This window comes from Kineosporia succinea, assembly GCF_030811555.1.
Taxonomy (GTDB): Bacteria; Actinomycetota; Actinomycetes; order Actinomycetales; family Kineosporiaceae; genus Kineosporia; species Kineosporia succinea.
The window spans coordinates 6,856,393-6,881,973 of the sequence record NZ_JAUSQZ010000001.1 but is presented as its reverse complement, the minus strand read 5'-3'; the positions used below and the strand labels follow the sequence as shown (position 1 = coordinate 6,881,973).

The 25,581-nt window shown below is 71.1% G+C and carries 25 protein-coding genes; 7 read left to right on the top strand and 18 right to left on the bottom strand.

Annotated features, from left to right (window positions below):
• Positions 1-20: 20 nt before the first annotated feature.
• The 5 genes from J2S57_RS30375 to J2S57_RS30355 all read right to left on the bottom strand — a co-directional run bounded on the left by J2S57_RS30375 (position 21) and on the right by J2S57_RS30355 (position 4,306).
• Positions 21-1,214, bottom strand: a complete 1,194-nt coding sequence (locus J2S57_RS30375; protein ID WP_307249383.1) for an ABC transporter permease — start codon at positions 1,212-1,214, stop codon at positions 21-23.
• Entirely contained in the window at positions 1,211-1,870 is a 660-nt protein-coding gene (locus J2S57_RS30370; RefSeq protein WP_307249381.1) for an ABC transporter ATP-binding protein, read from the bottom strand. Before J2S57_RS30370 ends, J2S57_RS30375 begins: the two co-directional genes overlap by 4 nt.
• A complete protein-coding gene (locus tag J2S57_RS30365) occupies positions 1,867-3,072 on the bottom strand; it encodes a peptidoglycan-binding protein (RefSeq protein ID WP_307249379.1) in 1,206 nt (401 codons plus the stop codon). Before J2S57_RS30365 ends, J2S57_RS30370 begins: the two co-directional genes overlap by 4 nt.
• Complete coding sequence (locus J2S57_RS30360; protein ID WP_307249377.1) at positions 3,069-3,698, bottom strand: hypothetical protein; 630 nt, start codon at positions 3,696-3,698, stop codon at positions 3,069-3,071. Before J2S57_RS30360 ends, J2S57_RS30365 begins: the two co-directional genes overlap by 4 nt.
• Before the next feature lie 110 nt (positions 3,699-3,808).
• Complete coding sequence (locus J2S57_RS30355) at positions 3,809-4,306, bottom strand: DUF427 domain-containing protein (protein ID WP_307249375.1); 498 nt, start codon at positions 4,304-4,306, stop codon at positions 3,809-3,811.
• Positions 4,307-4,376: 70 nt separating this feature from the next.
• On the opposite strand from J2S57_RS30355, the gene J2S57_RS30350 reads away from it, so the two are divergent.
• The 4 genes from J2S57_RS30350 (at position 4,377) to J2S57_RS30335 (ending at position 6,311) form a co-directional block, all read left to right on the top strand.
• Positions 4,377-4,673, top strand: coding sequence for a putative quinol monooxygenase (locus tag J2S57_RS30350; protein ID WP_307249373.1), 297 nt, complete (start codon positions 4,377-4,379; stop codon positions 4,671-4,673).
• Between the two features lie 248 nt (positions 4,674-4,921).
• Positions 4,922-5,176, top strand: a complete 255-nt coding sequence (locus J2S57_RS30345) for a hypothetical protein (RefSeq protein ID WP_307249371.1) — start codon at positions 4,922-4,924, stop codon at positions 5,174-5,176.
• Positions 5,173-5,571 carry a roadblock/LC7 domain-containing protein gene (locus J2S57_RS30340; RefSeq protein WP_370882518.1) on the top strand — a complete coding sequence of 133 codons (399 nt, stop codon included), beginning with the start codon at positions 5,173-5,175 and terminating at the stop codon, positions 5,569-5,571. The genes J2S57_RS30345 and J2S57_RS30340 overlap by 4 nt, the downstream gene beginning before the upstream one ends.
• 77 nt (positions 5,572-5,648) lie before the next feature.
• Positions 5,649-6,311, top strand: a complete 663-nt coding sequence (locus tag J2S57_RS30335; RefSeq protein ID WP_307249369.1) for an SDR family NAD(P)-dependent oxidoreductase — start codon at positions 5,649-5,651, stop codon at positions 6,309-6,311.
• A 9-nt stretch (positions 6,312-6,320) separates the two neighbouring features.
• Here J2S57_RS30335 and J2S57_RS30330 read toward each other — a convergent pair whose 3' ends face one another.
• The 3 genes from J2S57_RS30330 to J2S57_RS30320 form a co-directional block, all read right to left on the bottom strand.
• On the bottom strand, positions 6,321-7,190 hold the full coding sequence (locus J2S57_RS30330) for an alpha/beta fold hydrolase (protein WP_307249367.1): 870 nt from the start codon (positions 7,188-7,190) through the stop codon (positions 6,321-6,323).
• 80 nt (positions 7,191-7,270) lie between these two features.
• Positions 7,271-9,901: a diguanylate cyclase domain-containing protein gene (locus J2S57_RS30325; protein WP_307249365.1), complete on the bottom strand. Its 2,631-nt coding sequence runs from the start codon at positions 9,899-9,901 to the stop codon at positions 7,271-7,273.
• Between the two features lie 598 nt (positions 9,902-10,499).
• Positions 10,500-11,546, bottom strand: a complete 1,047-nt coding sequence (locus J2S57_RS30320) for an aldo/keto reductase (RefSeq protein WP_307249364.1) — start codon at positions 11,544-11,546, stop codon at positions 10,500-10,502.
• A gap of 74 nt (positions 11,547-11,620) precedes the next feature.
• On the opposite strand from J2S57_RS30320, the gene J2S57_RS30315 reads away from it, so the two are divergent.
• On the top strand, positions 11,621-12,160 hold the full coding sequence (locus tag J2S57_RS30315) for a TetR/AcrR family transcriptional regulator (protein WP_307249363.1): 540 nt from the start codon (positions 11,621-11,623) through the stop codon (positions 12,158-12,160).
• Between the two features lie 244 nt (positions 12,161-12,404).
• Complete coding sequence (locus J2S57_RS30310) at positions 12,405-13,067, top strand: GntR family transcriptional regulator (protein WP_307249362.1); 663 nt, start codon at positions 12,405-12,407, stop codon at positions 13,065-13,067.
• Positions 13,068-13,118: 51 nt separating this feature from the next.
• Here the strand turns inward: J2S57_RS30310 and J2S57_RS30305 are convergent, their stop codons facing one another.
• The 4 genes from J2S57_RS30305 to J2S57_RS30290 all read right to left on the bottom strand — a co-directional run bounded on the left by J2S57_RS30305 (position 13,119) and on the right by J2S57_RS30290 (position 18,112).
• Positions 13,119-14,306 (bottom strand): MFS transporter, encoded by a 1,188-nt coding sequence (locus J2S57_RS30305; protein ID WP_307249361.1) that lies wholly within the window; start codon positions 14,304-14,306, stop codon positions 13,119-13,121.
• 12 nt (positions 14,307-14,318) lie between these two features.
• Entirely contained in the window at positions 14,319-15,368 is a 1,050-nt protein-coding gene (locus J2S57_RS30300) for an ABC transporter permease (protein ID WP_307249360.1), read from the bottom strand.
• Positions 15,365-16,897, bottom strand: a complete 1,533-nt coding sequence (locus tag J2S57_RS30295; protein ID WP_307249359.1) for a sugar ABC transporter ATP-binding protein — start codon at positions 16,895-16,897, stop codon at positions 15,365-15,367. The genes J2S57_RS30300 and J2S57_RS30295 overlap by 4 nt, the downstream gene beginning before the upstream one ends.
• A gap of 96 nt (positions 16,898-16,993) precedes the next feature.
• A complete protein-coding gene (locus J2S57_RS30290) occupies positions 16,994-18,112 on the bottom strand; it encodes a sugar ABC transporter substrate-binding protein (protein ID WP_307249358.1) in 1,119 nt (372 codons plus the stop codon).
• Between the two features lie 306 nt (positions 18,113-18,418).
• Between J2S57_RS30290 and J2S57_RS30285 the strand changes: the two genes are divergently transcribed.
• On the top strand, positions 18,419-19,546 hold the full coding sequence (locus J2S57_RS30285; RefSeq protein ID WP_307249357.1) for a zinc-binding dehydrogenase: 1,128 nt from the start codon (positions 18,419-18,421) through the stop codon (positions 19,544-19,546).
• 75 nt (positions 19,547-19,621) lie between these two features.
• Here the strand turns inward: J2S57_RS30285 and J2S57_RS30280 are convergent, their stop codons facing one another.
• The 6 genes from J2S57_RS30280 to J2S57_RS30255 are packed head-to-tail and all read right to left on the bottom strand — an operon-like array spanning position 19,622 to position 25,581.
• Complete coding sequence (locus J2S57_RS30280) at positions 19,622-20,653, bottom strand: zinc-binding dehydrogenase (protein ID WP_307249356.1); 1,032 nt, start codon at positions 20,651-20,653, stop codon at positions 19,622-19,624.
• On the bottom strand, positions 20,650-22,065 hold the full coding sequence (locus tag J2S57_RS30275; RefSeq protein ID WP_307249355.1) for an amidohydrolase family protein: 1,416 nt from the start codon (positions 22,063-22,065) through the stop codon (positions 20,650-20,652). Before J2S57_RS30275 ends, J2S57_RS30280 begins: the two co-directional genes overlap by 4 nt.
• Before the next feature lie 44 nt (positions 22,066-22,109).
• The gene (locus J2S57_RS30270; protein WP_307249354.1) at positions 22,110-23,489 is read right to left on the bottom strand and encodes an amidase; all 1,380 of its coding nucleotides are present in this window, start codon (positions 23,487-23,489) and stop codon (positions 22,110-22,112) included.
• A gap of 3 nt (positions 23,490-23,492) precedes the next feature.
• Positions 23,493-23,900, bottom strand: a complete 408-nt coding sequence (locus J2S57_RS30265) for a carboxymuconolactone decarboxylase family protein (RefSeq protein WP_307249353.1) — start codon at positions 23,898-23,900, stop codon at positions 23,493-23,495.
• A gap of 32 nt (positions 23,901-23,932) precedes the next feature.
• Positions 23,933-24,814, bottom strand: coding sequence for an isocitrate lyase/PEP mutase family protein (locus J2S57_RS30260; protein WP_307249352.1), 882 nt, complete (start codon positions 24,812-24,814; stop codon positions 23,933-23,935).
• Complete coding sequence (locus tag J2S57_RS30255) at positions 24,811-25,581, bottom strand: IclR family transcriptional regulator (RefSeq protein WP_307249351.1); 771 nt, start codon at positions 25,579-25,581, stop codon at positions 24,811-24,813. The genes J2S57_RS30260 and J2S57_RS30255 overlap by 4 nt, the downstream gene beginning before the upstream one ends.

Sequence of the window (25,581 nt, the reverse complement as noted above, 5' to 3'; positions counted from 1 at the left end):
GGCGTCGGGGTGCCGCGCGGTCACCCCGGCGCCGCCATCGCCACCGACGGGGCGATCCGCGACGCCCTCACCGCCGGGTACACCCCGGCCACCACGCCGATGACCAGGGCGCCGGCCAGACCGGCGAGCACGGCGGTGAGAGGCAGCACCGGCGGCCAGTTCTGGTGCAGGGCGTAGGAGATCGTGGCCAGCACCCCGATCCCGGTCCCGGCCAGCCCGCCGAACCCGGACAGCAGCGCCGCCTCGATCAGGAACTGCCCGCGGATCTGCCGTCCGCTGGCCCCCAGCGCCCGGTGCAGGCCGATCTCCCGGCGCCGCTCCAGCACCGAGATGATCATGGTGTTCGCCACCCCGATCCCGCCGACCAGCACCGCCACCCCGGACAGCCCCAGGAACAGGCCCGCGTACGTGCTCTGGGTGGCCCTCTTGGCGGCGAGCGCGTCGGACGGCCGGCTCACCTGCACCAGCCCCGCCGCCTGGGGGTGCACGGTGGCGCCGAGCACGTCGCGCACGTCCTCGACGGAGTCCTCCCGGGCCTTCAGGTAGATGGTCGAGGGGTGCCCGTCGTAGCCCAGGTAGCTCCGGGCCGCGGGGACACCCACCATGACGGCCTGGTCGAGTTCCGGGGCCAGGCGCACCGGTTCGAGCACCCCGACCACGGTGAACCAGCGCTGCCCGATGAACACCATGGGGGAGTCGGCCGGGGTGGCCCGCGCGACCCCCAGCCACGAGGCGGCCTGGTGCCCGAGCACGACCGTGGGAAAGCGCTCGGTGGCCGCGTCGAGGAAACGACCGGACGCCACCGTCGCGTTCACCGTCGCCGGCAGGCCGCTCTCGGCCGCCAGCACGCTGATCCCGACGCCGTCGCCCGGTTCGGAGCGATCGGTGCGGCGCACGTTCTGCTGGGTGTTGCCGAGCGCGGCGGCCGTCTCGACCGGCCCGATCCGGGCGGCGCGCCGGGCCGCGTCGACGGGGAGCCGGACCGGGCTCGCGCCGGTCGTGGAGACCTCGGCCTTGAGCGTGTTCGTGCCCAGGAGCGTCAGCTGGCGCAGCAGGGCCTGCTGGCTGGAGGCCGGGATGCCGGAGACCACGACCGTGGTCGCGATCCCGACGGCGATCCCCAGGGCCGACAGCGCCGCCCGGAGCTTGCGGGTGCGCAACCCGACCAGGCCCAGCCCGACGAGGTCGGCCGGCGAGAGCCGCACGCCTCTCACGACGTCACCAGCCCGTCCCGGACCCGGACCACCCGGGGCAGCGCCGCGGCCAGGTCCCGGTCGTGGGTGATCACCGCGATGGTGGTGCCCTGGCGGTTGAGCGTGTCGAGCAGCTCCATCACCGCCGCGCCGGTGCGGGTGTCCAGCGCCCCGGTGGGCTCGTCGGCCAGGATCAGCGACGGCTCGTTCACCACGGCGCGGGCGATGGCCGTGCGCTGCTTCTCCCCGCCGGACAACTCGTGCGGGCGGTGCGAGGCCCGGTGGCCCAGACCCACCCGGTCCAGGGCCTCGAGGGCCATCGGCAGCCGGCGCCGCCGGGGGACGCCGGCGTACAGCAGCCCGGTGGCGACGTTCTCGGCCGCGCTGAGCCCGGGCGACAGGTGGAAGTGCTGGAAGACGAACCCCAGACGCAGGGCCCGCACCGCCGACAGCTCCCGGTCGGGCAGTCCGGTCACGTCCGTGCCCATCAGCTCGACCGTGCCGGACGTCGGCCGGTCCAGGGTGCCCATCAGGTTCAGCAGCGTGGACTTGCCCGAGCCGGAAGGACCCACGATCGCCACGAACTCACCCGCCTCGATGTCCAGGGACGCGTCCCGCAGCGCGGTCACCCCGCCCGGGTAGACCTTCGCGGCCCGCACCACCCTCAGGACGCTCACCCGGACGCCTCCACCCGCAGGCCCTCGGTGATGCCCTCACCGTCGACCTCGACCAGCCCGTCCGTGAACAACCCGGTCGTGACCGCGTGCAGCTGCCCGTCGGGCGTCCGCAACGCGTACCCACCGCCCTTGAGCGCCAGCAAGGCCGAGACCGGCACCGCCAGAACACCTTCCCGGAAGCTGGTCGCGAACTTCACCTGCACGTCGGCCACGTCGAGGCGGGCCAGGTCGGCCGCACGCTCGGCCCGCACGGTGACGTTGAGCGTGGAGACCGTGCTGGACTCGTCGTCGCTCTTCTTCGCCACCCGGCTGATGGCGCCGATCTCGGCCTTGACCTCCCGCGAGTCCGGCATCGTGACGACCACCGCGTCACCCGTGCGCATCTGGCCCGCGGCCCCGGCCCCGACCGTCACGGTGACGGCCTTGCTCATCGAGCTCAGCGACAGGAGCGAGCTCGCGGCCGGATCGCCCAGGTGGGCCTCGACACTCGCGACGCGGGCCCGGCCCGGCAGGACCAGGATGTCGGCCGCGCCGATCACCCCGTCGCCGTCCATCCCCGCCTGCTTCTGCCAGCGTCCGACCGCCGCGGCGAGGGCCGGGGTGTAGACGTCGCCACCCTGGACGCGGGCCGGGCGGGTGCCGATGTCGTAGCCCAGGGCCCGGAGGTTGTCCGCGACCACGGTGACGTCGCGGCCGTGCAGGGGCTCCTGCGGGGTCTTGCCGTCCCCCGTCCCGGATCCCGGCTCCTCGTTCTCGTCGCCCTCCGCGCCGGAGGTCCCGTCGTCGTCCGGGGTGCTCTCACCGGAGGCGGTGTCGACGTCGGTCTCCACCGCGGTTCCCGGGGCCGTCAGGTCCCGGAAAAGAGGGGTGTCACCGAAGAACACCGCCACCGGCTGGTCGTTCACCCGGTACAGCATGCGTCCCCGCTCGATCGGGGTGCCCACCTTCGGGAGCTGGGTGACGACCCCGTCACCCGATCCCATGACCGTGCCCTTCGAGGGGTACCCGAGCGTGCCGGGGAACACCTGGCTGTCGGCCAGGTCCGTGCGCTCCACCACCACGGTGGCCACGTCCACCGGCGTCCTCACCGCGTCCGCCGCCCCGCCGCGGTCACCGCTCAGCCGGGCGACGACCAGCACGGTGGCGGTCACGGCCAGCGCCACCACCGTCACCAGGACCCGGCGCAGGCCGGACCGGCTCACCGGCCCGATCCGAAAGCCTGCGCCATGCAGTCCTCTTCGATCTGCGGCTGGTTGTCGGGGGAGATCCCGGCGTCCTCGTCGTAGGTCCACGACAGGAAGGCGGGATCGGTCATGTCCTGGGTCAGGTGCACCTTCAGCCCGTGCTCACGCAGGCACGCGACGTTGGCCTGCCAGTTCTCGCGGTAGTGCGGGTTGCTGTCGGGCCGCATCTCGACCGGGGCCAGGGGCTCCAGGCCGATGCAGGCCCGCAGTGCCTTCTCCGGGATCGGCTGGACCAGCATCTTGCCGTTGCCGGAGTCCACGCCCACGAGGTTCTCGCCGTCCGTGGCGTAGCGGGCTCCGTTCTCGGCCAGGCAGTCCGCGTGCGCCGCGCTCAGCTGCCGGACCCGGGCCTCGGTGTCGTCGAGGCGCAACTGAGGACGCCCGGAGGTCCCGGTCGCGCTCGCGGGCGGGCTCTGCGCGCTCCCGGAAGGGCCGGACACGGAGGGAGCCGCCGACGAGGGCAGGGCCGCCACCTGCTCCTGCGGATCGGTGACCGCCGAACCCCCGCCGCAGGCGCTCAGGGCGCCCGTCGTGGTCAGGGCGATCAGGACGGCAGCCACCGTCGGGGCCGTGCGCATCTTCACGTCTCGTACTCCTGGACATCGTCGACATGGTCAGGTGCCCGGGCGGGCGCCCGTTCCGATGTCTCGACTCCCGGTACGGCCGGAAGGTTGTGCGGCGGGGTTCCCCGGCGTCACCAGCCCCGGCTGCCGGGCCCGCCCTTGAACGGGCCGACCACGTCGTCCGTGATCCAGCCGCCGTAGAAGCCACCCTCCTGGGGCCGCACCCGTTCCCCGTCCACGGTGCACTCCAGCTGCGACGGGTACCCGGTCAGCGCACCCGCGAGCTCGGCGAACCGGGTGGTGGGGGTCTCGTACGACCACATCGCCGCCGGCAGCACCCCGCCCGGGGTGACCACGTCCCAGTAGGTCGCCGCCCCCTTCCACTCGCACAGCGTCGAGCGCGCACCGGAGCGGCGCAGCACCCCGGCCGCGATGCTCTCCCGGGGGACGTACCAGGTCGGCGGGTGCGAGGTCTCCAGCACCCGCCAGGCCCGGTCGGTGTCGGCGATCAGCGACTCCCCGAACCGGATCACCACCCGTTTCGGGCTGCGGACCAGAGCCGGCGGACGCGGGTAGTCCCAGACCGATTCCTGCCCGGGGCCGATCGGATCGGGGGTCACAGGGCGCATGGCCTCATTCAACCGTGATAGCTCTGAGAGGGCGCAAGCAACCGCCGATCGACAGAACGAGGAACGAACCATGAGTGTGATCGCCGTGCTCGAATTCCGGCTCAAGCCCGAGACCCTGGCCGAGGGCCTCCCCGTGCTGCACGACGTCCTCGAGGTGACCAGGACGTTCGACGGGTGCCGCAGCGTCGAGGTGATGGCCGACCAGAACGACGCGGCCCGCCTCGTCGTCGTCGAGCACTGGGACTCCATGGAGGCCGACGAGGCCTACCGGGCCTTCCGCGCCGGCCCCGGCGCGCCCACGGCCCTGGCCCCCTACCTCGCCGCGCCCCCGGTGCTGACCAAGGGCGTCCTCGATCCCTCGATCTGAACCGAGCCGCACGGGCCACCTTTGTGACACTCTGGGCGTACCTCGTCCTGACCGGGGGAACAATTCCGGGGCGGAGCAGGTTCCGAGCGGATGTCGTGCCCCGGGCAGGTGACGTGGCGTGACTGCACAGTCGTCCTCTGAGATCTGGTCGCACCACAGCGACTCCGGCTGACAAGGTGGTTCATGACTGACGCCGCACCATCGGGGGTGCCTGTTCGCGCGCGCCGGGCGCAGGCCGTGACCGGCGCATGATCGATCTCCACGGTTACCTGCGCAAGCTCCAGCGCCCTCCGGTCACCGGCCGGCCCGAGCGGGCCACCGACGCCGCGGGCACCCGGGCCCTGCTGGGCAACTACCAGCGCGCCCTGGCCAGTGCTCGCCAGGTGCTGAGCGCGGCCCATCCCGGGGCCGGCTTCCAGCCGGTCCGCACCAGTCTTTTCACCACCAACAACGACGGCGGTGCCGACCGAGGCTCCTCCACGACAACAAGGGGAGACCAGTGAGCACGAGTACCGGTACCGACGTCACCTGGCTGGTCGACGGGTTCGCGCAGCGCGTTCCCGGTGTGGCCCACGCGGCCGTGGTCTCGGCCGACGGCCTGCTGATCGCCAGTTCCGCGGGCCTGCCGCGTGACCGCGCCGACCAGCTGTCCGCGGTCGCCTCCGGCCTGGGCAGCCTCACCAACGGTGCCTCGTCGCTGTTCGCGGCCGGCGCGGTGGTGCAGACCGTGGTCGAGATGCAGGGCGGGTTCCTCCTGCTGATGGCCGTGTCCGACGGTTCGTGGCTCGGGGTCCTGGCCGCCCCGACCGCCGACATCGGGCTGGTCGGCTACGAGATGACGATGCTGGTCGACCGGGTCGGGCAACACCTGTCCCCGCAGATCCGCCGCAGCAACTGACGCACGCTGGGTAGCGGCCTCGTCACCGACGAGAACGGGTAGCCGGAAGAGGTTTTCGGATCCCGTAGGTTGTCGTCATGACGACTCTCGCCATTGTCGGGGCCGGGCCCGGGGTCGGGGCGGCGGTGGCCCGCCGGTTCGGGGCCGAAGGCTTCGACGTCGCCCTGATCTCCCGCACCTCGGCCCGGCTCGACGCTCTCGCCGCCGAGCTCGCGGCCGAGGGGATCCGGGCCCGGGGATTCGCCGCGGACGTGACCGCCCCCGACTCGGTGGCCGTCGCCCTGAACCGCGCGGCTGACGTGTTCGGGCCGATCGACGTGCTGCAGTACAGCCCGAGCGTCGACCGGCGTTTCCTGCAGCCGGTTCTCGAGACCGACGCCGAGGATCTCGACGCGGCGCTGGGCTTCTCGCTGTTCGGGGCCAAGGTCGCGGTCGACACCGTGCTGCCCGGCCTGCGGGCCGCCGGCCGTGGCACCGTGCTGTTCGTCCACGGTGGCAGTGCGGTGCGGCCCCGCGCCGACTTCGCCGGTACGTCCATCGCTTTCGCCGCGGCGAGCGCCTACGCCCAGACGCTGCACGAGGCCCTGCGGCCCGAGGGTGTGCACGTGGCGCAGCTCATCGTGCCCGGGGCGATCAGTGAGGACGACCCGGTCACCAACCCGGGTGCGGTCGCCTCCCGGTTGTGGGAGCTTCACGAGCGTCGCGACACGTTCCGCGCGTTCCACACCCAGCCCGTCTAGGGCCCCGGCCTACGAGGCGGTCTTCGCAGCGGCGTTGCGGGCGATGGCGTCGATGATCGGGTTCCAGGCGTGCTCGGGCAGGTCGTGGGCCATGCCCGGGACCACGACCAGGTCGGCGCCGGTGGCCTCGGCCGTCGCCCGGGCGCCGCGCAGGCCCAGCAGCGGGTCGTCGCCGCCGTGGATGACGACCGTCGGAACCCACACGGCGCGTAGCCCTTCCGTACGGTCCGTGGCGGTGGCGTTGGCCGCGAGGTGACGCAGGACCCCGGCCGGGTGGTGTGCCCGATCGACCTTGGCGATTGCCCGGCGCAGCAGTTCCTCGTCACTGACGGCGGACGAGCCGATCGCGCGGTAGAGCACGACCTCGGCCTCGATGGCCGCGTCGCGGTCGGCGCCGGGTGAGGGCAGCAGGACGGACGGGTCGCTGATCGTGCTCTCGCGCACGGCCGGATCGCTGGTGGTTCCGGAGACGGACGCGAGACTGGCCACCAGGGGCGGGTGGTCGATCGCGATCTGCTGGGCGATGCCGGCGCCCATCGAGACGCCGGCCAGGTGCACCCGGGACAGGCCGAGGGCGGTGATCAGGCCGACGGTGTCGGCCACCAGGTCGGTGAAGGTGTACCGGACGGTCGAGGTGTCGCCCGTGAACAGCGCTTTCACGTCGACGTCGCCGAGATCGTCGAGCCAGGTGGAGGCGCCCACGTCGCGGTGGTCGAAACGGATGACGTGGAAGCCGCGGTCGGCGAGCCGCCGGCAGAACTCCTCGGGCCAGCCCAGCAGCTGTTCTCCCATGCCCATGACGAGGAGCAGGGCCGGGTCGTGGTCGGAGCCGAAGGTCTCGTAGTACAGATCGAGACCGTTGGAACGCGCCGAGGGCATGCTCGTCCTCCATCGTCTTCGTGAACTCGGACTACCGTCTCACGGTCGGCGCCACCGGCGGGCGGGTCCTCGTCCTGGCCTCATCGTCCGCTGACCCGGACCTGGCCCTTGCCCTCCCGTTTCGCGTCGTACATCGCCTCGTCGGCCGCGTCGAGCAGATCCGGCGCCGCGTCCTGGGCCGCCCCCGGCGAACCCGGAGGGCCGGACAGGGCGATCCCCACACTCGCCCCGATCCGGCAGGTGGCGCCCTCGAGCGTGAACGGCTCGGCCAGACTCTGCACGATGCGCTCGGCGATGCCCCGCGCGGCCGGGAGATCGCCCAGTCTGGGCAGCAGCACGGCGAATTCGTCACCGCCCAGGCGGGCCACCACGTCACTGACCCGCACACAGGCCGAGATCCGCCGCGCCACCTGGACCAGCAGTTCGTCCCCGGCCGAGTGCCCCATGCCGTCGTTGACCCCCTTGAACCCGTCGAGGTCGACGTAGAGCACGGCGACCGGCCCCCGGGAGACGTCCTCGTCGGCCAGGGCTTCGGCCAGACAGCCGTGCAGCATCTGGCGGTTGGGCAGACCGGTGAGCGGGTCGTGCTGCGCCTCGTGCCTCAGCCGCTCGGTGAGCTGCATCTGGGCGGTGACGTCCTCGATCATCGTGATGAGGTACGGAGCCCGGCCGTCCGCGGGCCGGACCACCGACGTGGACAGCAGACCCCAGCTCTCGCCGCCGCCGGCCCGGTGGAACGCGTGCTCGTTCGACGTGGTGTCCCCGCCGCTGCTCAGCAACTGCCGCAGGTCGTCCGTGGCGATCCCGGCGTGCACCGGCGTCATCAGATCGGCCAGACGCCGCCCGACCAGGTCGTCGTGCTCCATGCCGACGAACCGGCACAGCGCCGGGTTGGCACGCACGATCCGCCCCAGGGCGTCCAGGTCCTCGTCCATCGCCACGATGGCCATCGACAGCGGCGCGCCCTCGAACGCGAGGCGGAACCGGTCCTCGCTCTCCTGGAGCTCGGCCTCGGCCCGCAGCACCTCGGTCAGGTCGACCACCACCGCGACGAAGGTCGCCGGCTGCCCCGCCGGGTCCGGGATCACCGTCAGGCTCAGCTGCGCCACGAACTCGCTGCCGTCGCGGCGGCGGCAGACCGAGCGCCGTTTGCTGCGGCCGACCGCCAGCAGCTCATCGCCCAGGACGCGCAGCGCGTCGTGCCCGGCCCGCTCGATGTCGGCCCGGCTGTGATAGATCAGCGGCGACTCCCGGCCCACGACGTCCTGGGCCCGCCAGCCCAGCATGCGCTCCGCACCCCGGCTGAAGAAGCTGATCAGGTTGGCGGGCGGGTCCGAGCCGATGATGGCCACGTCCTCGACCGCCTCCAGCACACCGGTGAGCTTGTCGTGCGCGCGCTGACGGGCCACCTCGGCCTCCCGCATCGCGGTCACGTCGAGCAGCATCGCCCTCAGGTACGCGGCGCTGCCGTCGGGCCCGTACTCCGTCTTGTTGCGCGTGACGATGCTGCGGGTGACACCGTCGGGTCGCAGCAGACGGAACTCTATGCCGGGTGCCTGACCGGTGGTCAGGACGTCGCTCGCGCTCGCGACGACCCCGGCCTGGTCGTCCGGATGGACCGCGGCGATGAAGGCGTCCATGTCCGGGGGCTGGTCCGCCCGATCCCGGCCCAGCTGCTGATACACCCCCTCGCTCCAGCGCATCCCTCCGGTCCTCAGGTCCCAGACGACCGAACCCACGCCGCCGATCCGCTCGGCCTCGGCCAGGTCGGCCTCCCGGTTCGAGGCCAGGTCCAGGAGGGCCTCCTTCTGCTGGGCGCTGAGCACGATGAACAGCGTGCACAGGGTCGCGACCGCCAGGAGGATCTGGACGGCGAGGGTCTGGGCGGCGGGCGGAGTCTGCACGACCGGCCCGGTGCCGTCGAGCGTCCCGACCGTGGTGAGCAGCGCCATGAGCAGCAGGGAACCCATGGCCCGTAGCGGTCCCAGGCGGAGCCCGCCCCAGACCAGGGGCAGCGCGCAGACGAAACCGGGCACCAGCGTCTGGTCACTCATGAACACACCCGCCGTCACCAGACCGGTCACCGTGAACTGGGCGAGCCACTCCAGGTTGGTGGCCCGGCGCCGCAGGTCGGTCAGCAGGCTCAGCCGGCCCGCGGAGACCAGGAACAGGGGCGAGACGAGCAGCAGCCCCAGGGCGTGGGTGCGGACGTATCCGTTCCACAACACCCAGGCCTGTGCGCCGGTGAGGTCCGGAAGGTGCCCGGCCGTGAACACCGAGGCTCCCAGGGCCACCCCGGCGGCCGCGCACGCCGCGAACCGGGCGGCCTTCCCGGGGGAGTCCAGGACGATGCCGCCCGGTTCGCGGCGTGCGAGCGTGACCACGACGAGGGCCTCGACGCAGTTGGCCAGGGTGCCTCCCAGGGCCGAGGGGAAGGGGTAGTACGTCGTGAGGTAGGTCGGGATCTGCCCGGCCGCCAGGGCTGCGAGCGCCAGCGGCCAGGCTCCGGGCCGGATCCGGGCCAGGACCGCGACCCCGACTCCGGCCAGAGGCCACCAGACCGAGGTGTGCAGCGCCGGGTCCCGCAGGAGACGCAGGGCGATCTGGGCGAGCCCGAAAGAGGCCGCGACACATCCGACGGCCAGCGCGGCCGCCCGCAGCAGAGCGGCCGGTGCGCCGGCGAGACCTCGCGCCCGCAACTCGCCCGTCACTCCTCAGCCCCCTCGCAGTCCTGCTACTGCGAGTCGGAGCACCGGGGGCGCGACTTGACCTCCGGGGCCAGATCGCCGGAACTGGATCCCAACGGGGGCTCGCAACGGGAACGCCGCAGGCATGTCAGCGGTGCCGAACGGGGGCTCGAGGCGGAACACCGCACGGACGTCATCCGGTGCCGAACAGCGGACGGGCTTGGGCGACAGCTAGCGCCTGGTAGTTCCGGGGCTGTTCCTGGCTGCCGGCCGACCGCCAGGAACAGCCCAGCCACGTTCGCACCTGTGCGGGGCGGCCACCTGTGGTGCCCACCTCCGGTGGTGCGCGAGCGCAAGGGCGAGAACCTGTTCACCGTCCGTTTCGAGGCCGGCCGCACGTGCTCGAGGACGAGAACGGCGCCAAGAACGCAGGTGCAGGGCAGACCGTGAACTGTCCCAAGGGAACCCGGATCACGTATCAGCTTTCGGGCACCAGCGGTAAGGGCAGCTACGTCGACACCCCCAGCAGACGGTCATTCGGTAAGACGCTCGATGATCCCGGCGGGAGGGTGACAATCTGGCAAGGCCGGGCTGTCCCTCTCACGGCGACCCCCGGCCGGATTCAGATGACCGGGACGACGGGGGCACGCAGCCGCGAGCGGTCACCGTCGGCGCCGTGCTGCAGCGCGCCCGACACGTCCTCGTGCGGGGTGCCGAGAGGCACGGCACTGACCTCGTCCAGTCGCCGGTAGTGCTCGTCGCCCAGGTCGAGGTCCAGCGACTGCAGGTACGCGTCCAGCTGGGCGACGGTCTTCGGGCCGACGATCGGGATGACGGCGGTGGGGGACAGCGCCGCGCGGCGGCGCAGCCAGGCCAGCGAGACCAGCGTGGCGCTGGTGCCCAGCTCGTCGGCGATCTCCAGCACCGCGTCGACGACGGCGGTGCGCCGGGCCGTGCCCTCGAGGGCGTCACCCCGTGCGCTCAGCCGGCCCTGCTCACCCCGGCGGTACTTGCCGGTGAGCAGCCCGCCGGCCAGCGGCGAGTACGTCACCACCCCCAGCCCGTGGGCCTCGGCCATCGGCAGCATCTCGCGCTCGCCGGAGCGCTCGGCCAGGCTGTACTCGGTCTGGATGCCGACCACGGGGGCCAGACCGCGCAGATCGGCCCGCAGCGCGGTGCCGGCCACCCTCCAGGCCGGGAAATTGGACAGCCCACCGTGCCGGATCTTGCCCGCGCGGACGAGATCGTCGAACCCGGCCAGGATCTCCTCGGCCGGGGTGACGCCGTCGGGGAAATGCGGCATGTAGACGTCCACGTAGTCGGTCCTCAGCCGCCGCAGGCTCTGCTCCAGCGACCGGATCATGACCTTGCGGCTGTTGCCGGTCGTGCCCGGACGGGGTGTCGCCTCGCGGGTGCCGGTGTACTTGGTGATCAGCACGAAGTCGTCGCGACGCCCGGCCAGCACCTCCCCGAGAACGGTCTCGGACTCCCCGCCGCGGTAGATGTTGGACGTGTCGATCGTCGTGCCGCCGGCGGCCGCGAACGCGTCGACGATCTGCCGGGCGCCCTCGAGACCGGTACTGCCGTCGGAGGTTCCGACGTTCGCGGTGCCGAGGGCGTATTCCGAGACGCGCAGGCCGGTCAGCCGGCCGAAGGTCTGGTAGTGCATGGCAACTCCTGGGCCAGGGGAAATCCGGGGTACGATCGGGACCGTATCAAATAAAACGAGGGGTCACTCTTTTTATGTCTCCGAAGGTCAGCCAGGAACATCTCGACGCGCGCCGTCAGCAGATCGTCGACGCCGCCCGCGACCAGTTCGCCACCCGCGGCTTCGCCCGCACGTCGATGGCCGACATCGTGGCCGGGTCGGGACTGTCCAACGGCGCCATCTACCGCTACTTCACGAGCAAGGACGACATCGTCGTGGCGGTCTGCGCACAGGGCTCCCAGGCCCTGCCCGAAACCCTCACCGCCGCGTCCGTCGCCACCTTCCTCGAGCACGTCCGCACCCAGGCCCGCGACACCGACCACGGCCGCCTCGTGGTGCAGATCTACGCCGAGGCGGCCGTGTCGCCGGCGCTCGCGGCCGTGGTGCAGGGACAACTCGCCGATCTGCGGGCCCGGGTCGCCGAACTGGTTCCGCCGCAACGGAAAGAGGCCGCGGGTGCGATCGCCGAGGCGTTCGTCTCCCTGTGCGCCGGCTACAGCCAGCAGGTGGTGCTGCGCGGCGACGTCGACCCCGCCCCGTACGTCACGGCTCTGATGGCCGTCATCGAGGGGTAGCGGGGCCGGATCCTTCGAGCTGCTCAGGCGTGCCGGGCGGGTGGAATTCGTCGATCCTGACGAGACCCCGCGCGTCCCGAGCCGCCGGCGGAGGGGGCCGCACCTGTAGGTGCACATCACCTGGGTGACGCCGTGCTGTGCGCGGTGCCCCAGCGCCTGACAGCCAGGTGCGCGGGTCGGCTCCTGGCGGGCGGCGACTAGAATGAGTCGACCCCCGGATCGACCGACAGGCAGGACGACATCCATGGCCGAAACAGCGGAACGCGCCGCTGACCAGGCATACCGCCTGCTGCGCCGGGACATCGTCAACGGCACCATCGGGGCCGGCGAGCGGCTGGCCGAGACCGACCTGGCCGAACGCTACGGGGTCAGCCGCACCCCGATCCGCGAGAGCATCCGTCGGCTGGAGTCGGAGGGCCTGGTCGAGGTCGTCGCCCACCGGGGCGCTCGCGTGGTGGACTGGAGCGAGGTCGACATCGCGGCCATCTACGACCTGCGTGCCCTGGTCGAGGGATACGCCGCCCGCCGGGCCACCTCCCGGGTCACCACCGAGGACGTTTCCCGGCTGGCCAAGCTCTGTGACGAGATGGAGCGGCTGACCGACGACGAGGGCCGGGACGCTCTGGAGCGACTCGAGCTGATCCGCCAGCTGAACAGTGAGTTCCACGGCTCCGTGGCCGATATCGCCGGCCAGCACCATCTGACCGCCATGCGCAACATCGTGGTGGTGGCCCCCCTCGTGTTCCGCATGATCCACACGTTCACCCGTGCCGATCAGGTGCGCAGTAACAATCACCACCGGGATCTGCTCGCGGCGTTCCGGGCCGGCGATCCGGACTGGGCCGAGTCCGTCATGAAGTCGCACGTGCACGCGGCCAAGAGCCGGCTGCTGGAACTGGACGTCTGACAAGGACTCTCGAATGACGGTCAGGTCGCCGCCCGGCCGGCGACCTGACCGTCATTCGCCGGATGGCACGATCTCCCGGGCGAACACCAGCCCGCAGGCGGCGAGCAGGCAGAGTGCTGCGCACAGCAGCAGGGCGATGCGCCAGCTGGCCAGATGCTCGACCACCGCCCCGGTTCCCAGGGGGACGAGGACGTTCCCGACGTTGACCAGGGTGAGCGCCGTTCCGGTGGATCCGCCGACCTGGTCGGCCCGGGCCTCGGCGACCGCGGCCATGTAGACGCCGTTCCATCCCGCCACCCCGATCCCGATCACCGGCAGCAGGAAGCTGACGGTGACGTCGGGAACCACGGGCAGAACCGCGATCCCGGCCGCTCCGATGACGGCGTTGGCCTGCAGCACGCCGATGCGGTGCGAGGGGAACCGGTCGGAGACGAAGCCCCAGGAGGGTCGTCCCAGCAGGCCGCCGAACAGCAGCAGCGACGCGCCGAAGCCGGCCTGGGACGCGGTGTACGAGCGTTCCTCGACGAGATAGACCGCGGTCATGGCGAACAGGGTGACCTGTACCCCTGCCACCAGGGGCCCGTACGCGTACCCGAGCGGCAGGCGCAGGAGGACACGGGAGGGCGCCAGGACCACGGCCCGTTCACGGTTCCCGCCGGTCTGTCGCAGTCGCACGGACCGGCCGGCCCGGAGGGCCCATGCGCACACCAGCAGGCAGGCCAGGCCGCTGACCGCGAGTGCCGTCCGCCAGCCCAGATGTCCGCCCAGTCCGGGAAGGGCCGCCCCGGCGGCCATTCCGCCGACCGGGATGCCGCTCTGTTTCAGGCTCATCGCCAGACCCCGGAGATGGGCCGAGGCCGGGTTGGCCAGGACCGAGGTGGCGGGGTTGACGTGGCCGTACCCGCCCCCGATGACGAAGATGCCCAGGTAGAACACCGCCGCCGTGGAAGCGGCCGACGCCAGGAGTGCTCCGGCCAGGACCACGGCCAGGCCGGCTGCGATGACCCGTTCCGGCCCGAAGCTGTCGCTCAGCCGGCCACCGATGCGGGAGGTGACCAGCGCGCCCAGATATCCGGCCGAGGCGATCGCCCCGACCCCGGTGGGCCCGAGCCCCAGGTCGCCTCGCAGGAGCGGGGCCAGGACCGAGGCGCCCACCATGACGAAGGCGCAGGCGCTCAGGGCCGTCAGTGACAGGGGAACGCCGGCCAGGGCGGAGGAACGCGCACGTCGGGATCGCATCACCTCCGCGCCTCAGGCGCGACGTCGTTCGCGGCGCATCTTCAGGATCTGCGAGAAGGCGACGGCGACGATCAGCGCGCCGCCGTAGAACAGGTTCTGCACGAACGACTGTCCGCCCAGCAGCTGCAGACCGGTGATACCGGTGACGAGGAAGTAGGCGGCGATCACGGTGCCCCAGGGATTGAACCGCCCGGGGCGGATGGTGGTGGACCCCAGGAACGCGGCGGCGAACGCGGGCAGCAACAGGTCCAGCCCGGTGGACGGCCCGGCCGAGCCGGAGGTGCCCACGACGAGCACGCCGCCGAAGGCCGCGATCGTGGCCGACGTGACCAGGGCGCCCCAGCGCAGCGTCCCGACGCGAATGCCGCTGAGCCGTGCCACTTCCCGGTTCCGTCCGACGACCAGCAGTCGCTGGCCGAGCGGGGTGTACTGGAAGACGTACCAGATCGCGGCGGTCAGGAGGATGCCGTAGTAGAACACGACGGGGATGCCGGCCAGGCGGGTGCGGATGACCGCGTCGATCAGCGACTGCGAGACGCCGGTGATGGTGCTGGCGTCGCTGGCCCACAGGGTGATGCCGGTGACCATGGTGCTCATGCCCAGGGTGACGATCAGGCTCTCGATGCCCAGCAGCACGGTCAGCGCGCCGTTGATCGCCCCGATGACGAGCCCGATGACGAGGGCCGCGGCAATCGCGGCCAGGATGGGCCAGCCGTGGTTGACGTTGAGCAGTGCGATCGTGACCGCCGACAGCCCGACGACCGAACCCACCGAGAGGTCGAAGTCGCCGGTGGTCAGAGGGACGATGAGGGCGAGAGTGATGACCACGAGCACGGTCTGGGAAGCCAGCAGCGAGCTGATCGTGCTCCAGGAGAAGAACGCCTCGGGCTCCAGCACGCTGAACACGGTGAAGACCACGAGCCAGGCCAGCGGCAGCGCGGCGGCCTCGAGCCGCTTGGCCCGCCGCAGGCGGCGCGCCTTCTCGGCGGCCCGGTCCGGGGCGTCGGCCGGTGGCGTGGCGGTGCCGGGTGTGGCCGGGACGGAAGGGAGGGACGTGCTCATCGGGGGCCTCCAGGGGTCAGGGCGCGGCCGTGGCAGTGGTCTGCGATGTCGGCCTTGGTCAGGGAACTTCCGGTCAGGACGGTCACCAGGCGCCCGCGAACGATGATGGCGACGCGGTCGCACAGGGCCGCGAGCTGCTCGTAGTCGGAACTGGCGCAGATGGCGGCGGTCGTGCCGGCGTTCTCACGGATCATCTGGTGGATCTGCTCACGGGCGCCGATGTCGACGCCCTGCGTGGGCTCGTGCACCAGCAGCACGCGGGGTGTGGTCTGCTGCCACTTCGCGAGCATGGCCTTCTGCTGGTTGCCTCCGGAGAAGGAGCCGTAGTCCTGGTCGGGGCGGGGAGGGCGCACGTCGAAGCTGGTCATGAGGTCCTGCGCGTTGCGGCGCAGGGCCCCGTGCCGGAGCCGGAGGCCGACGAAGTGCTGGTCCAGCACGGTGAGGTTCATGTTGTCGGCGGCCGACAGGGTGGCCACGCTGCCCCGGTTCTTGCGGTCGGCGGGCACGAGGGCCAGCCCGGCCCGAACGGCGGCGCGCGGTGTGTGACGGCGCAGGTCGAGGGCCGGGCTGCCCTCCAGGGTCAGGGAACCCGAGGCGTGCTGGTCGGCGCCGTACAGGGCGTACACGACGTCTTCGTACCCGGAGCCGACGAGGCCGGCGATGCCGAGGACCTCGCCGCTCCTGAGCTCGAAGGAGACATCGGTGAGGGCGTCGGTGCACAGGTGCTGCACGCTCAGGACCGGTGAGCCGGACGGGACGACGTCGGCGGGGGAGGAGTGCTCCTGCGCGGCGAGGTCGCGGCCGATGATCATCCGGACCAGGTCGTCCTTGGTGAGCTCGGACGTGGTGGCGCTTCCGGCGGTGCGGCCGTCGCGCAGCACGGTGACCCGGTCGGTGATCTCCAGGACCTCGTCCAGGTCGTGCGAGACGAACAGGACGCTGGCGCCCTGCTGGACGATCGACCGGACGAAGCCGAAGAGCACCTCCACCTCGTGCTGGGGCAGGAACACGGTGGGTTCGTCGAGGACGAGAACGGGTGAGGGATGGGCGGACTCGCCGCGCAGGCTCTCCACGGCCCGGACGATGGCCAGCATGGCGCGGTCCACCGGGCGGATGTCACCCACCAGGGCGCCCGGGTCGAGATCGATCCGGTAGCGGGCGAAGACGGCGGCTGCACGCCGGCGGGCCTGGCGCCAGGAGAAGTACGGGGCACCCGAGGCCGAGATGTCCGCCATGAAAAGGTTCTCGGTGACGTCGAGACCGGGGACCAGCCCCAGGTCCTGGTGCACGAACTCGAAACCCAGTTCCCGGTACTGACCGGGGCGAAGGGGCAGGTCGACCGGCTCGCCGCGCACCGTGAGGGTGCCGGTGTCCGGGGCGTGGAACCCGGACAGAACCTTGATCAGGGTCGATTTGCCCGACCCGTTCTCGCCCAGCAGGCCGTGCACCTGCTGGGGGCCGATCGTCAGTTCGACCCCGTCCAGGGCCGTGGCTCCACTGAAGCTCTTGGTGAGGCCCTGGATGCTCACCAGGGGAGAGGCCTGCGTCAAAACGGCTCCAATCCAAGGGGGGACGCCCCGGTGGGCACCGATGGTGCGTCACCGGGGCGTCGTGCCGGGCGAAGGTCAGTTGTCCATGCCCCACAGGGCGCGGTAGCCGTCGGCGTAGGCGTCGCCGTAACCGACCCCGGACTTGGCCGGCTCGCCCGCCTCGCTGACGTTGCTGTCGTCCCAGACCCGGATCGGGGTGCTGGTCTTGACCGTCGGCTCTCCGAGCAGGATCCGGAAGGCCTGGTCCATGCCCGCGTAGCCGATGGCGGTGGTGTCCTCGCCCACGTTCATCGCCACGACGTCCCCGTCCCGGATGAAGTCCAGGGCGTAGGGGGAGCCGTTGTAACTGGCGATCTTGACCTGCCCGGCCTTGCCCAGGGTCTCGACCGCCGGAACGGCACCGGCCACCATCGCGTCGTACAGCAGGTAGACGTAGTCGATCGTGGGGTCCTTCTGCAGAGCCGACTGAACCTCGCTCTGGGTCTTGTTGCCCCAGTCCGCGACCGGGATGTTGATGATCTGGTGCTTGCAGTCGGCGCAGTCCTTGTCGAACACCGCGCCCATGGCCTCGGCGGTGCCCTTGCTGGGCAGGACGTCCGAGCCACCCACGAGCAGCACGTTGGCGGCGGCCCCCGAGTCCTGGATGATCCAGTTCGCCGCGGCCTCACCGGCCACGTTGAACGGCGCCGTGACGATCCCCTTGACCGCTCCGTTGCAGCCCTCGCACTCCGGCGGCGCCACCGAGCCGTCGTCGTGGAAGTGCACGATCAGCACCGGGATCCCGGCGTCCTCGGCCTCCTGAAGCTGCGGCTGCAGGGCTCGCGGGTCGGGTGAACCGCTGAGGATGATCAGGTCCGACTTGGCCCGGATCGCCTGGTCCATGCCCTGGACCCACTGGCTGACCTGCCCCTGGTTCTCGAAAACGGTGTAGTCGATGCCGGTCTCGGCCGCGACACCCTTCATGGCGGAGGTGATGCCCTGGATGAAGGGGGCGGGCACCGAGGGGATCTCGAAGACCTTCTTGCCCTTGAGCGAGGAGATGTCGATCGCCTCGCCGGGGGCCTCGAAGACCGGCAGTTCCTTGCTGACGTTCACGGCCTCCGTCACGGCGGCGGGAACTTTCGAGGTGTCCACGACCGCGGCGCCGTCCGCGGATCCGGCCTTGGTGCAGGCGGTCAGAGCGAGTGCGCTCATGGCCAGGACTGCCAAGGGCTTGGCAAGACGATGTGTATACATCTTTGGATCACTGCCTCTCCGCCCCGACCCTCAGGGCTGATAGCAGAGAAGCGGTTTCACCCTGTCCTGGTCAAGGCCTCGAGCCCATTAATCTTGCTTATTAACAGGCTTGTTAAGGGGAATCGGGCAAGTCGGGACGGTGCCGGCCGGGATCGGGCAGGCAAAGGGCTGCTCCGGGAATCCATGGCAAGCTGTCAGCAAGTTGCATACAATGACATCCGAGGAGCCGGAAGGTCCCGGTTCAGGCCAGCCAAGGAGTCCCGGATGAGAACCAGAGCCGCAGTGCTGCGGACGTCCTCCGCCCCACGACCTTTCAGCCAGACCCGCCCGCTGGACGTGGTCGAGGTCGAACTCGACCCCCCGGGCCCGGGAGAGGTCCTGGTGAGGGTCGAGGCGGCGGGCATCTGTCACTCCGACCTCTCGGTGCTCAACGGCGACCGCCTGCGCCCGCTGCCGATGGCCCTGGGGCACGAAGCAGCCGGTGTGGTGAGCGAAGTCGGCCCCGGGGTCGGCGACGTCCGGCCGGGGGATCACGTCGTGCTGGTCTTCGTCCCGGCCTGCGGTCTGTGCCGGCACTGCACGTCGGGCACCCCGGCGCTGTGCGTGGCGGGAGCCGCGGCGAACGGCAGCGGTGACCTTCTCGGCGGTGGCTCTCGCCTGCACGCTGCCGACGGCAGCCGGATTCACCACCACCTGGGCGTTTCCGCGTTCAGTGAGTACACCGTGGTCGATCGGCGCTCCCTGGTGGTCGTGGACCCCGACGTGCCGCTGGAGGTGGCTGCGCTGTTCGGCTGCGCGATGCTGACCGGTTACGGCGCTGCGCAGAACACCGCACAGGTGCGGGCCGGGCAGTCGGTCGCCGTGTTCGGGCTGGGCGGAGTGGGTCTGGCTGCCGTGATCGGCGCCGCCGTGGCCGGCGCCTTCCCGATCATCGCCGTCGACCCGGTGGCCGCCAAGCGCGAGGTGGCCCTGCGAGCCGGTGCCACCGCCACGTTCTCACCCGAGGAGGCGAGCGAGGGCATCGCCGAGCTCACCGGCGGTGGCGCCCAGGTGGCCATCGAGGCGGTCGGCTCGCCGGCCGTCCTGTCCCAGGCCTTCACGGCCACCGCTCGCGGGGGCCGGACGGTGGCCACCGGGCTGCCGAATCCCGGCAGCCGCCTCGATCTGCCCGCGCTGGACCTGATCGCCTCGGCCAAGACGCTGATGGGTTCCTACATGGGCTCTTCCGTCCCCCAGCGCGACATCCCCGGCATGGTCGCGCTGTGGAAGGCCGGTCGCCTGCCGGTCGAGGTGCTCAACAGCGGAGAGGTCGCTCTCCAGGACATCAACGCCGCCATGGACGCTCTCGCGGACGCTCGGGTGATGCGTCAGATCGTGCGCCCGCACGCCTGAGATCAGGTGACCGCACACGACAGAGCCGCCGGGCCCGGGCCCGGCGGCTCTGTCGTGCTCGGCATCGGACGCCGGTCAGTCGATGTCGAGAATGATCTTGCCGTACGCGGTGCGCGAGTGCAGCTCCTGCTGGGCGTCGGCCGCCCGCTCCAGAGGGTAGCGGGAATGGATGCGCGCGTTCAGTTTTCCCTCTCCCATGAGCCGCAGGACGTGACGCATCTCGTCACGGGTCTGGGTGTGCGAGGAGATGTACGAGATCTGGCGCCGGAAGAACTCGATGATGTCGAACGGGACGACCTCGCCGGCGTGGGCGCCGATACTGACCAGGCGACCGTAGGGGCGCATGGAGAACATCGACTCCTGGAACGCCTTGCCGCCCACGACGTCGAAGACCAGCTCCACGCCGCGTCCACCGGTGATCCGCCGGACCGCCTCGGTCACGTCCTCGCGGGTGTAGTTGATGACGTGGTCGGCACCGTCGGCCGTGGCCCGTTCCAGTTTGAGATCGGTGCTGGCGGTGCCGATCACCGTTGCTCCCGCGGCCTTGCAGATCTGCAGGGCCGCGGACGCGACACCGCTCCCGACGGAGTGGATGAGCACCGTCTCGCCGAACGTCAGACCCGCCCGGGTGATCAGGCCGTGCCAGGCCGTGCCGAAGACCGAGAGCCCGGCCGCCGCCTCCGCGAAGCCGAGGGAGTCGGGCAGCGGCAGGGCGTGATCGGCCGGGGCCAGGACCTTCTGGGCGTAGGTGCCCCGGATGTGCTCACCGAACAGCTTGCGGTTCTCGCAGATGTTCTCCTGCCCGCGCAGGCACCACTCACACTGCCCGCAGGTTCGGATGTAGGCGAGCGCGACCCGCTCGCCGAGGCGCGCCTCGTCCACTCCCGGGCCGACCGCCGAGATGATCCCGGCGCCCTCGATGCCGAGCACGTGCGGCATCTCGAAGTCGAAACGGGACACCCCGTCACGGATGTCGATGTCCACGTGGTTGAGGCCGGCGGCCCGCAGGTCGATCACGACCTCGCCCGGACCGGCGACGGGGTCCGGCAGGTCCTCGTAGCGCAGGACCTCCGGTCCGCCGTGCTGGTCGAAAACCACGGCCTTCATCGCGTACCCACGTTCTGCGGTGCCGAGCCCGGGACGAAGCGCCCGATTCCCTCGGGGCCGACCCACTCGCCGTTGTCCACCATCACGTTGCCTCGCAGGATCGTCAGGACCGGGAAGCCGTGTGTCTCCCAGCCGTCCCAGTTGCTGTAGTCGCAGTCCGAGTGCAGGTTCTCGTCCTGTTTGAAGACGTGCTCGCGGTCCGGGTCGAAGACGACCAGGTCCGCGTCGGCGCCGGGGCGGATGACGCCCTTGGTGCCGTACAGGCCGAACAGCTTCGCGGGGGCGGCGGAGGTGAGCTCGACGAAGCGGGTGACGTCGAGATTGCGCTTGGCCACCCCCTCCGACCAGACGACGGCCATCCGGGTCTCGATGCTGTTCGTGCCACCGGCGATGTTGTCCACCGTGTCGCCGGTGAGCTTGGGCTGCAGCTTGACCGTGTAGTCGTCGCTGGCCATGGTGTGCAGCCGGCCGTCGTGGGCCGCCGCCCACAGCGCGTCCCGGTGCTCGATCGGCTTGTTGGCCGGGTAGTTCATGAAGCGCTGCCCCTGCGGTTCCCTGTACCGCTCGGGGTCGAAGGCCAGGTTCTGGTGCAGGATCTCGCCGAAGGCGTTCACCCCGTCGCGCCGGGCCTCGGTGATCGCGTCGATGGACTCCCGGGCCGAGACGTGCACGATGTAGAGCGGGGACTCGGTGCGGCGCGACAGGAGGAGCATGCGTCGCACCGCGGCCTCCTCGGCCAGGGTGGGCCGGGCCTCGTTGATGTTCCAGAACTGCTGGCGCCCCTCGGAATACAGCTTGCGCACGTGGTAGTCGATGATGCACTCGTCCTCGCAGTGCACCATCGTGATGCCGCCGTGCCGCGCGGTCTCGCGCATGGCCGAGTAGATCCGGCCGTCGTCGCTCATCAGCCCGCCGACGGTCTCGCTGCCGCGGAAGGTGGTGAAGAACTTGAACGAGACCACGCCACCGCTGATCGCCTCCCGCATCTGCTCGGCGTTACTCATCGGCCAGTCGCCCGTCATGATGGCGTGCAGGGCGTAGTCGGCGTGCGGTTTCTGCTCGTCCGTCCTGGCCATCTTCTTCTGGATGGAAGAGAGCAGGCCCTCCTCGCCCCAGGCGATCGAGAAGTCGATGTAGGTGGTGGTGCCCCCGAACAGTCCGGCTCGTGAACCGGCGGTGGGGGACTGCGCGATCATGACGTCGGAGACGGCGAGATCGAAGTGCACGTGGGCGTCGATACCCCCCGGCACGACGTACTTGCCCTGCGCGTCGACGATCTTCGTCGCTCCGACGGCATCGAACTGGCCCCGGGTGCCGAGCGCGGCGATCTTCTCCCCCTCGACCGCGACGTCCAGGGGAAGGACGTCGTGCTCGCTGGCCACCAGGCCGTTCTTGACGATCAGGTCGTACATCTGTCCTCGTTTCGTTCGCGGCGGGCCGGTCGGGCCGCCGCCGGTCAGTCCCTCTGGAGCAGCGCGGGCCACTCCTCGTGCCACTGCGTCACGTGCTGGTAGTCGTCGGCGATCTGGAAGAGACGGGACTCGTTCCAGGCCGCGGCGGACACGGCGATGGAGACCGGCAGCCCGGACGAGGGGTGGAAGCCGATCGGCAGGCTGAGCGTGGGACCCGCGTGCAGCGCCCACGGGTAGGTGATCCGGCCGAGCGTGCGCGTCTGTTCCCGGGAGTCGTACCCGTCGGCCGGCGGGACGTCGACGGGGACGCACGGCGTCACCATCGCGTCGAGCCCGGCGAACGCGCCCGCGAGCCGTAACCGGTAGCGGGCGCGCCAGTTCAGGGACCGGGCGAGCTGGGCGGCCGTCACCTGCAAGCCGCCCTCGAGCCGTCCTCGCACGTCGTCCGAGAAGTCTTCGGGCGCCCTGCGAACCCTTTCCTCGTGGAACCCCGCCCCTTCGGACTGGACGATGGTGGTCCAGTGCTCGAAGGCCTCGGCCTGACCGAAGTCCGGCACCGGGACGAGGATCACGCCCCGGTGGCCGAGATGGGCCAGGAACTCCTGCACGCGTACGGCGACGCCGGACTCCAGGTCGTCGTAGAAGAACGACTCCGGAATCCCGACCCGCATCCCTCGCACGTCCCGCCCGAGCCGCGCCGTGGCGGGCTCGCCGAGATGCGGCACGGAGTAGGGGTCACGGGGATCGTGCCCGGCCACCGCCCGCGTCAGCTCGGCGGCCAGACGGGCCCGCAGGGCCATCGGCCCGACGGTGTCCTGGGTGTGCGCGGTCGGCAGGATGCCGCGGTTGGAGATGGAACCGTACGTGGGGCGTAACCCGACGACGCCGTTGACCGCGCTGGGGATCCGGACCGAGGCGCCGGTGTCGGTGCCCAGGCTGAGGTCGCAGTAGCGGGCCGCCAGGGCACTGCCCGAACCCCCGCTCGATCCTCCCGGGATCCGCGTGGTGTCCCAGGGGTTGCGGCAGGCGCCGTACATGACGTTCTGCGTGGTGGCGCCCCAGGCGGCCTCGGCCAGGTTCAGCTTGGCCACGACCACCGCTCCCGAGGCCCGCAGCCGCTGCGTCACGTGGGCGTCCTCGGTGGGAACGTTGGCCGACAGGAACCGGGCCCCGGAGGTGGTCAGCACCCCGGCGGTGTCGATGTTGTCCTTGAGACCCACCAGCAGTCCGTGCAGGGGGCCCCGGGAACGGCCTGCCAGCAGTTCCTTCTGACGTTCGGCCACCTCCGCGCGGGAGTCGTCGATCCAGGTGATGACCGCGCGCAGCTCGTCGTCGTGCTTCTCGTACCGGGCGCGCGCCTGATCCCACCGCTCGACCAGGTCGGGCCCGGCCCCGTCGTCGCTCTTGGTCACGCTCTCGGTCACCGGTCAGTCGAAGGTCAGGTCCGGCCGGCGGAGGTGGGCGAACTCCTCGGTCGCCAGGACCTCGTCCAGCAGCGGGAAGGCCATCATCGGCACGTGGAAACCGCCCACCAGGCCCACCAGTTCGAGGGAGGCGACGATCTCGTCGACGGAGGCACCGTGACGCAGGGCCTCACCGATGTGGAACTTGCAGCCGTAGGTGAAGTACACCGCCGCGTCGGCCGCGAGCATGATCAGTTCCTTGGTCTTGCGGTCGAGCACCTCGTTGCCGTGGACGGCCCACATGTACGACGTGTGGAACTGTTCCAGCGCGGCCGGGCTGTACTTGGCGGCGATGGCCAGGTTCGGGTGCACGACGCCGCGGTCGTGCTGGATGCGCTCGAGCAGTGCGCCGAGGTCGGGTGAGGTCGACATGGTGGTGGCCTTTCGGGTGGGGAGGTGCCGGGTCAGGAAGACAACGGGGAACGGGTGGGGCCGGCCATGATCTGTCCCTCCAGGTGCTGGATCTCGTCGAGTCCGACCAGGGAGTTCAGGTCGTCCAGGGCGTGCATCCGCCGCGTCCACGCCTGGGAGTCGCCCTGGGCACGGAGATCGGCGAAGAAGTCGGCGAACGCCCGCGACGCGATCCGCAGGGCGCTGGTGGGGTAGAGCACGATCTCGATGCCCAGACGGGCGAACTCCTCGAGGGGGATGGTCGGGGTGCGGCCCGACTCGGACACGTTGATCAGCCGCATCCCGGGCACCTCGGCGGCGATGCGGGCCACTTCCTCGGCGCTCTCGGGAGCATCGATGAACAACACGTCAGCCCCCTCGTCGTGAAACATCCGGGCCCGCCGGACGGCTTCGTCGAGACCGTCGGTGGCCCGGGCGTCGGTGCGGGCCACGATGAGCGTCTCCGGTTCGGTCCGCGCCGCCGCCGCGGCCCGGATCTTGAGGGCGGCCCGGTCGGCCGGCTCGACCGTCTTGCCGACGAGGTGCCCGCACCGTTTGGGCCAGGTCTGGTCCTCGATCTGGATGCCGGACGCACCGGCCGCCTCGAGCTTCCGCACCGTGTCGACGACATTGCTGACGTCGCCGTACCCGGTGTCGGCGTCGACGAGGACCGGCAGGCCGGTGGCCGCGACGACCGCCCGCAGCGATGCCTCGATCTCGGCCAGGGCTATCAGACCGATGTCGGGAACGGCGTGACGCCAGGCGGCGGTCGCGTAGCCGCTCACGTACACGGCGCCGAACCCGGCGGCCTGGGCGGCCCGAGCCTCCAGCGCCGTCCCGACTCCCGGGACGACCAGAGGGCCGTCGGACTCGCTGATCAGCTGACGCAGGTTCATGATTCGGTGGTCCATCCCATCCGGAGGGTGATCAGGCGGGCGGCCCGGGCGACCGCGCCGACCAGGCTTTGCTCGGACTGCTCCACGCGCTCGAGCAGGCCGCCGAGGCTGACGGCGCCGATGACGGTGCCGTGGTTGTCGACCAGCGGGGCGGCGATGGCGCCCACCCCCTGGGCGATGTCACCGCGCGAGAACGCGTAACCCCGCTGCCGGGCGGTGTCGACGCGCTCGCGCACCTCGTCACGCAGGGCGCGGGGTGTCACGTCGCCCAGCAGGGCGCGCACGTCACCCTCCGGCATCGCGGACATGATGGCGCTGCCGGCGGCACCGGTGCGCAGCGGAACGAAAGCACCCGGGGCGGTGGACAGATCACGCATCGGATGGGATCCCTCGAGCCGCTCCACGCACAGCGCCTCGTTGCCCCGCAGCATCATCAGATAGACCGTTTCCCCGGTCTCGTCGCGCAGCGTGTGCAGGGCCTCGCGGGCCTCCCGCCGGATGTCGATGGATCCCTCGACGACCTGGGCCAGCCGCAGGAGCCGTACACCCAGCCGGTATCCCCGCGAGGTGGCGTTCTGTTCCAGGAGGCCTACGGAGACGAGTGTCTGTGCGATCCGGTGGATCGTGGCCTTGCTGAGGCCGAGTTCCGTGGAGAGCTGGCTCAGGCCCAGCTCGGGGTTCTCCGCTGAGAAGGTGAAGAGGATCTGCGCGGCACGGCTGACCGTCTGCACATCTGATCCCTTTTCCGGATCGGCGTTTCGTTCCAT

Bases quoted from the DNA above. Each gene is read 5' to 3' on its own strand.
- J2S57_RS30355 (WP_307249375.1), bottom strand. From the start codon at position 4,306: ATGCGCCCTGTGACCCCCGATCCGATCGGCCCCGGGCAGGAATCGGTC.
- J2S57_RS30350 (WP_307249373.1), top strand. From the start codon at position 4,377: ATGAGTGTGATCGCCGTGCTCGAATTCCGGCTCAAGCCCGAGACCCTG.
- J2S57_RS30345 (WP_307249371.1), top strand. From the start codon at position 4,922: ATGATCGATCTCCACGGTTACCTGCGCAAGCTCCAGCGCCCTCCGGTC.
- J2S57_RS30335 (WP_307249369.1), top strand. From the start codon at position 5,649: ATGACGACTCTCGCCATTGTCGGGGCCGGGCCCGGGGTCGGGGCGGCG.
- J2S57_RS30330 (WP_307249367.1), bottom strand. From the start codon at position 7,190: ATGCCCTCGGCGCGTTCCAACGGTCTCGATCTGTACTACGAGACCTTC.
- J2S57_RS30320 (WP_307249364.1), bottom strand. From the start codon at position 11,546: ATGCACTACCAGACCTTCGGCCGGCTGACCGGCCTGCGCGTCTCGGAA.
- J2S57_RS30315 (WP_307249363.1), top strand. From the start codon at position 11,621: ATGTCTCCGAAGGTCAGCCAGGAACATCTCGACGCGCGCCGTCAGCAG.
- J2S57_RS30310 (WP_307249362.1), top strand. From the start codon at position 12,405: ATGGCCGAAACAGCGGAACGCGCCGCTGACCAGGCATACCGCCTGCTG.
- J2S57_RS30305 (WP_307249361.1), bottom strand. From the start codon at position 14,306: ATGCGATCCCGACGTGCGCGTTCCTCCGCCCTGGCCGGCGTTCCCCTG.
- J2S57_RS30300 (WP_307249360.1), bottom strand. From the start codon at position 15,368: ATGAGCACGTCCCTCCCTTCCGTCCCGGCCACACCCGGCACCGCCACG.
- J2S57_RS30290 (WP_307249358.1), bottom strand. From the start codon at position 18,112: ATGAGCGCACTCGCTCTGACCGCCTGCACCAAGGCCGGATCCGCGGAC.
- J2S57_RS30285 (WP_307249357.1), top strand. From the start codon at position 18,419: ATGAGAACCAGAGCCGCAGTGCTGCGGACGTCCTCCGCCCCACGACCT.
- J2S57_RS30280 (WP_307249356.1), bottom strand. From the start codon at position 20,653: ATGAAGGCCGTGGTTTTCGACCAGCACGGCGGACCGGAGGTCCTGCGC.
- J2S57_RS30275 (WP_307249355.1), bottom strand. From the start codon at position 22,065: ATGTACGACCTGATCGTCAAGAACGGCCTGGTGGCCAGCGAGCACGAC.
- J2S57_RS30265 (WP_307249353.1), bottom strand. From the start codon at position 23,900: ATGTCGACCTCACCCGACCTCGGCGCACTGCTCGAGCGCATCCAGCAC.
- J2S57_RS30260 (WP_307249352.1), bottom strand. From the start codon at position 24,814: ATGAACCTGCGTCAGCTGATCAGCGAGTCCGACGGCCCTCTGGTCGTC.
- J2S57_RS30255 (WP_307249351.1), bottom strand. From the start codon at position 25,581: ATGGAACGAAACGCCGATCCGGAAAAGGGATCAGATGTGCAGACGGTC.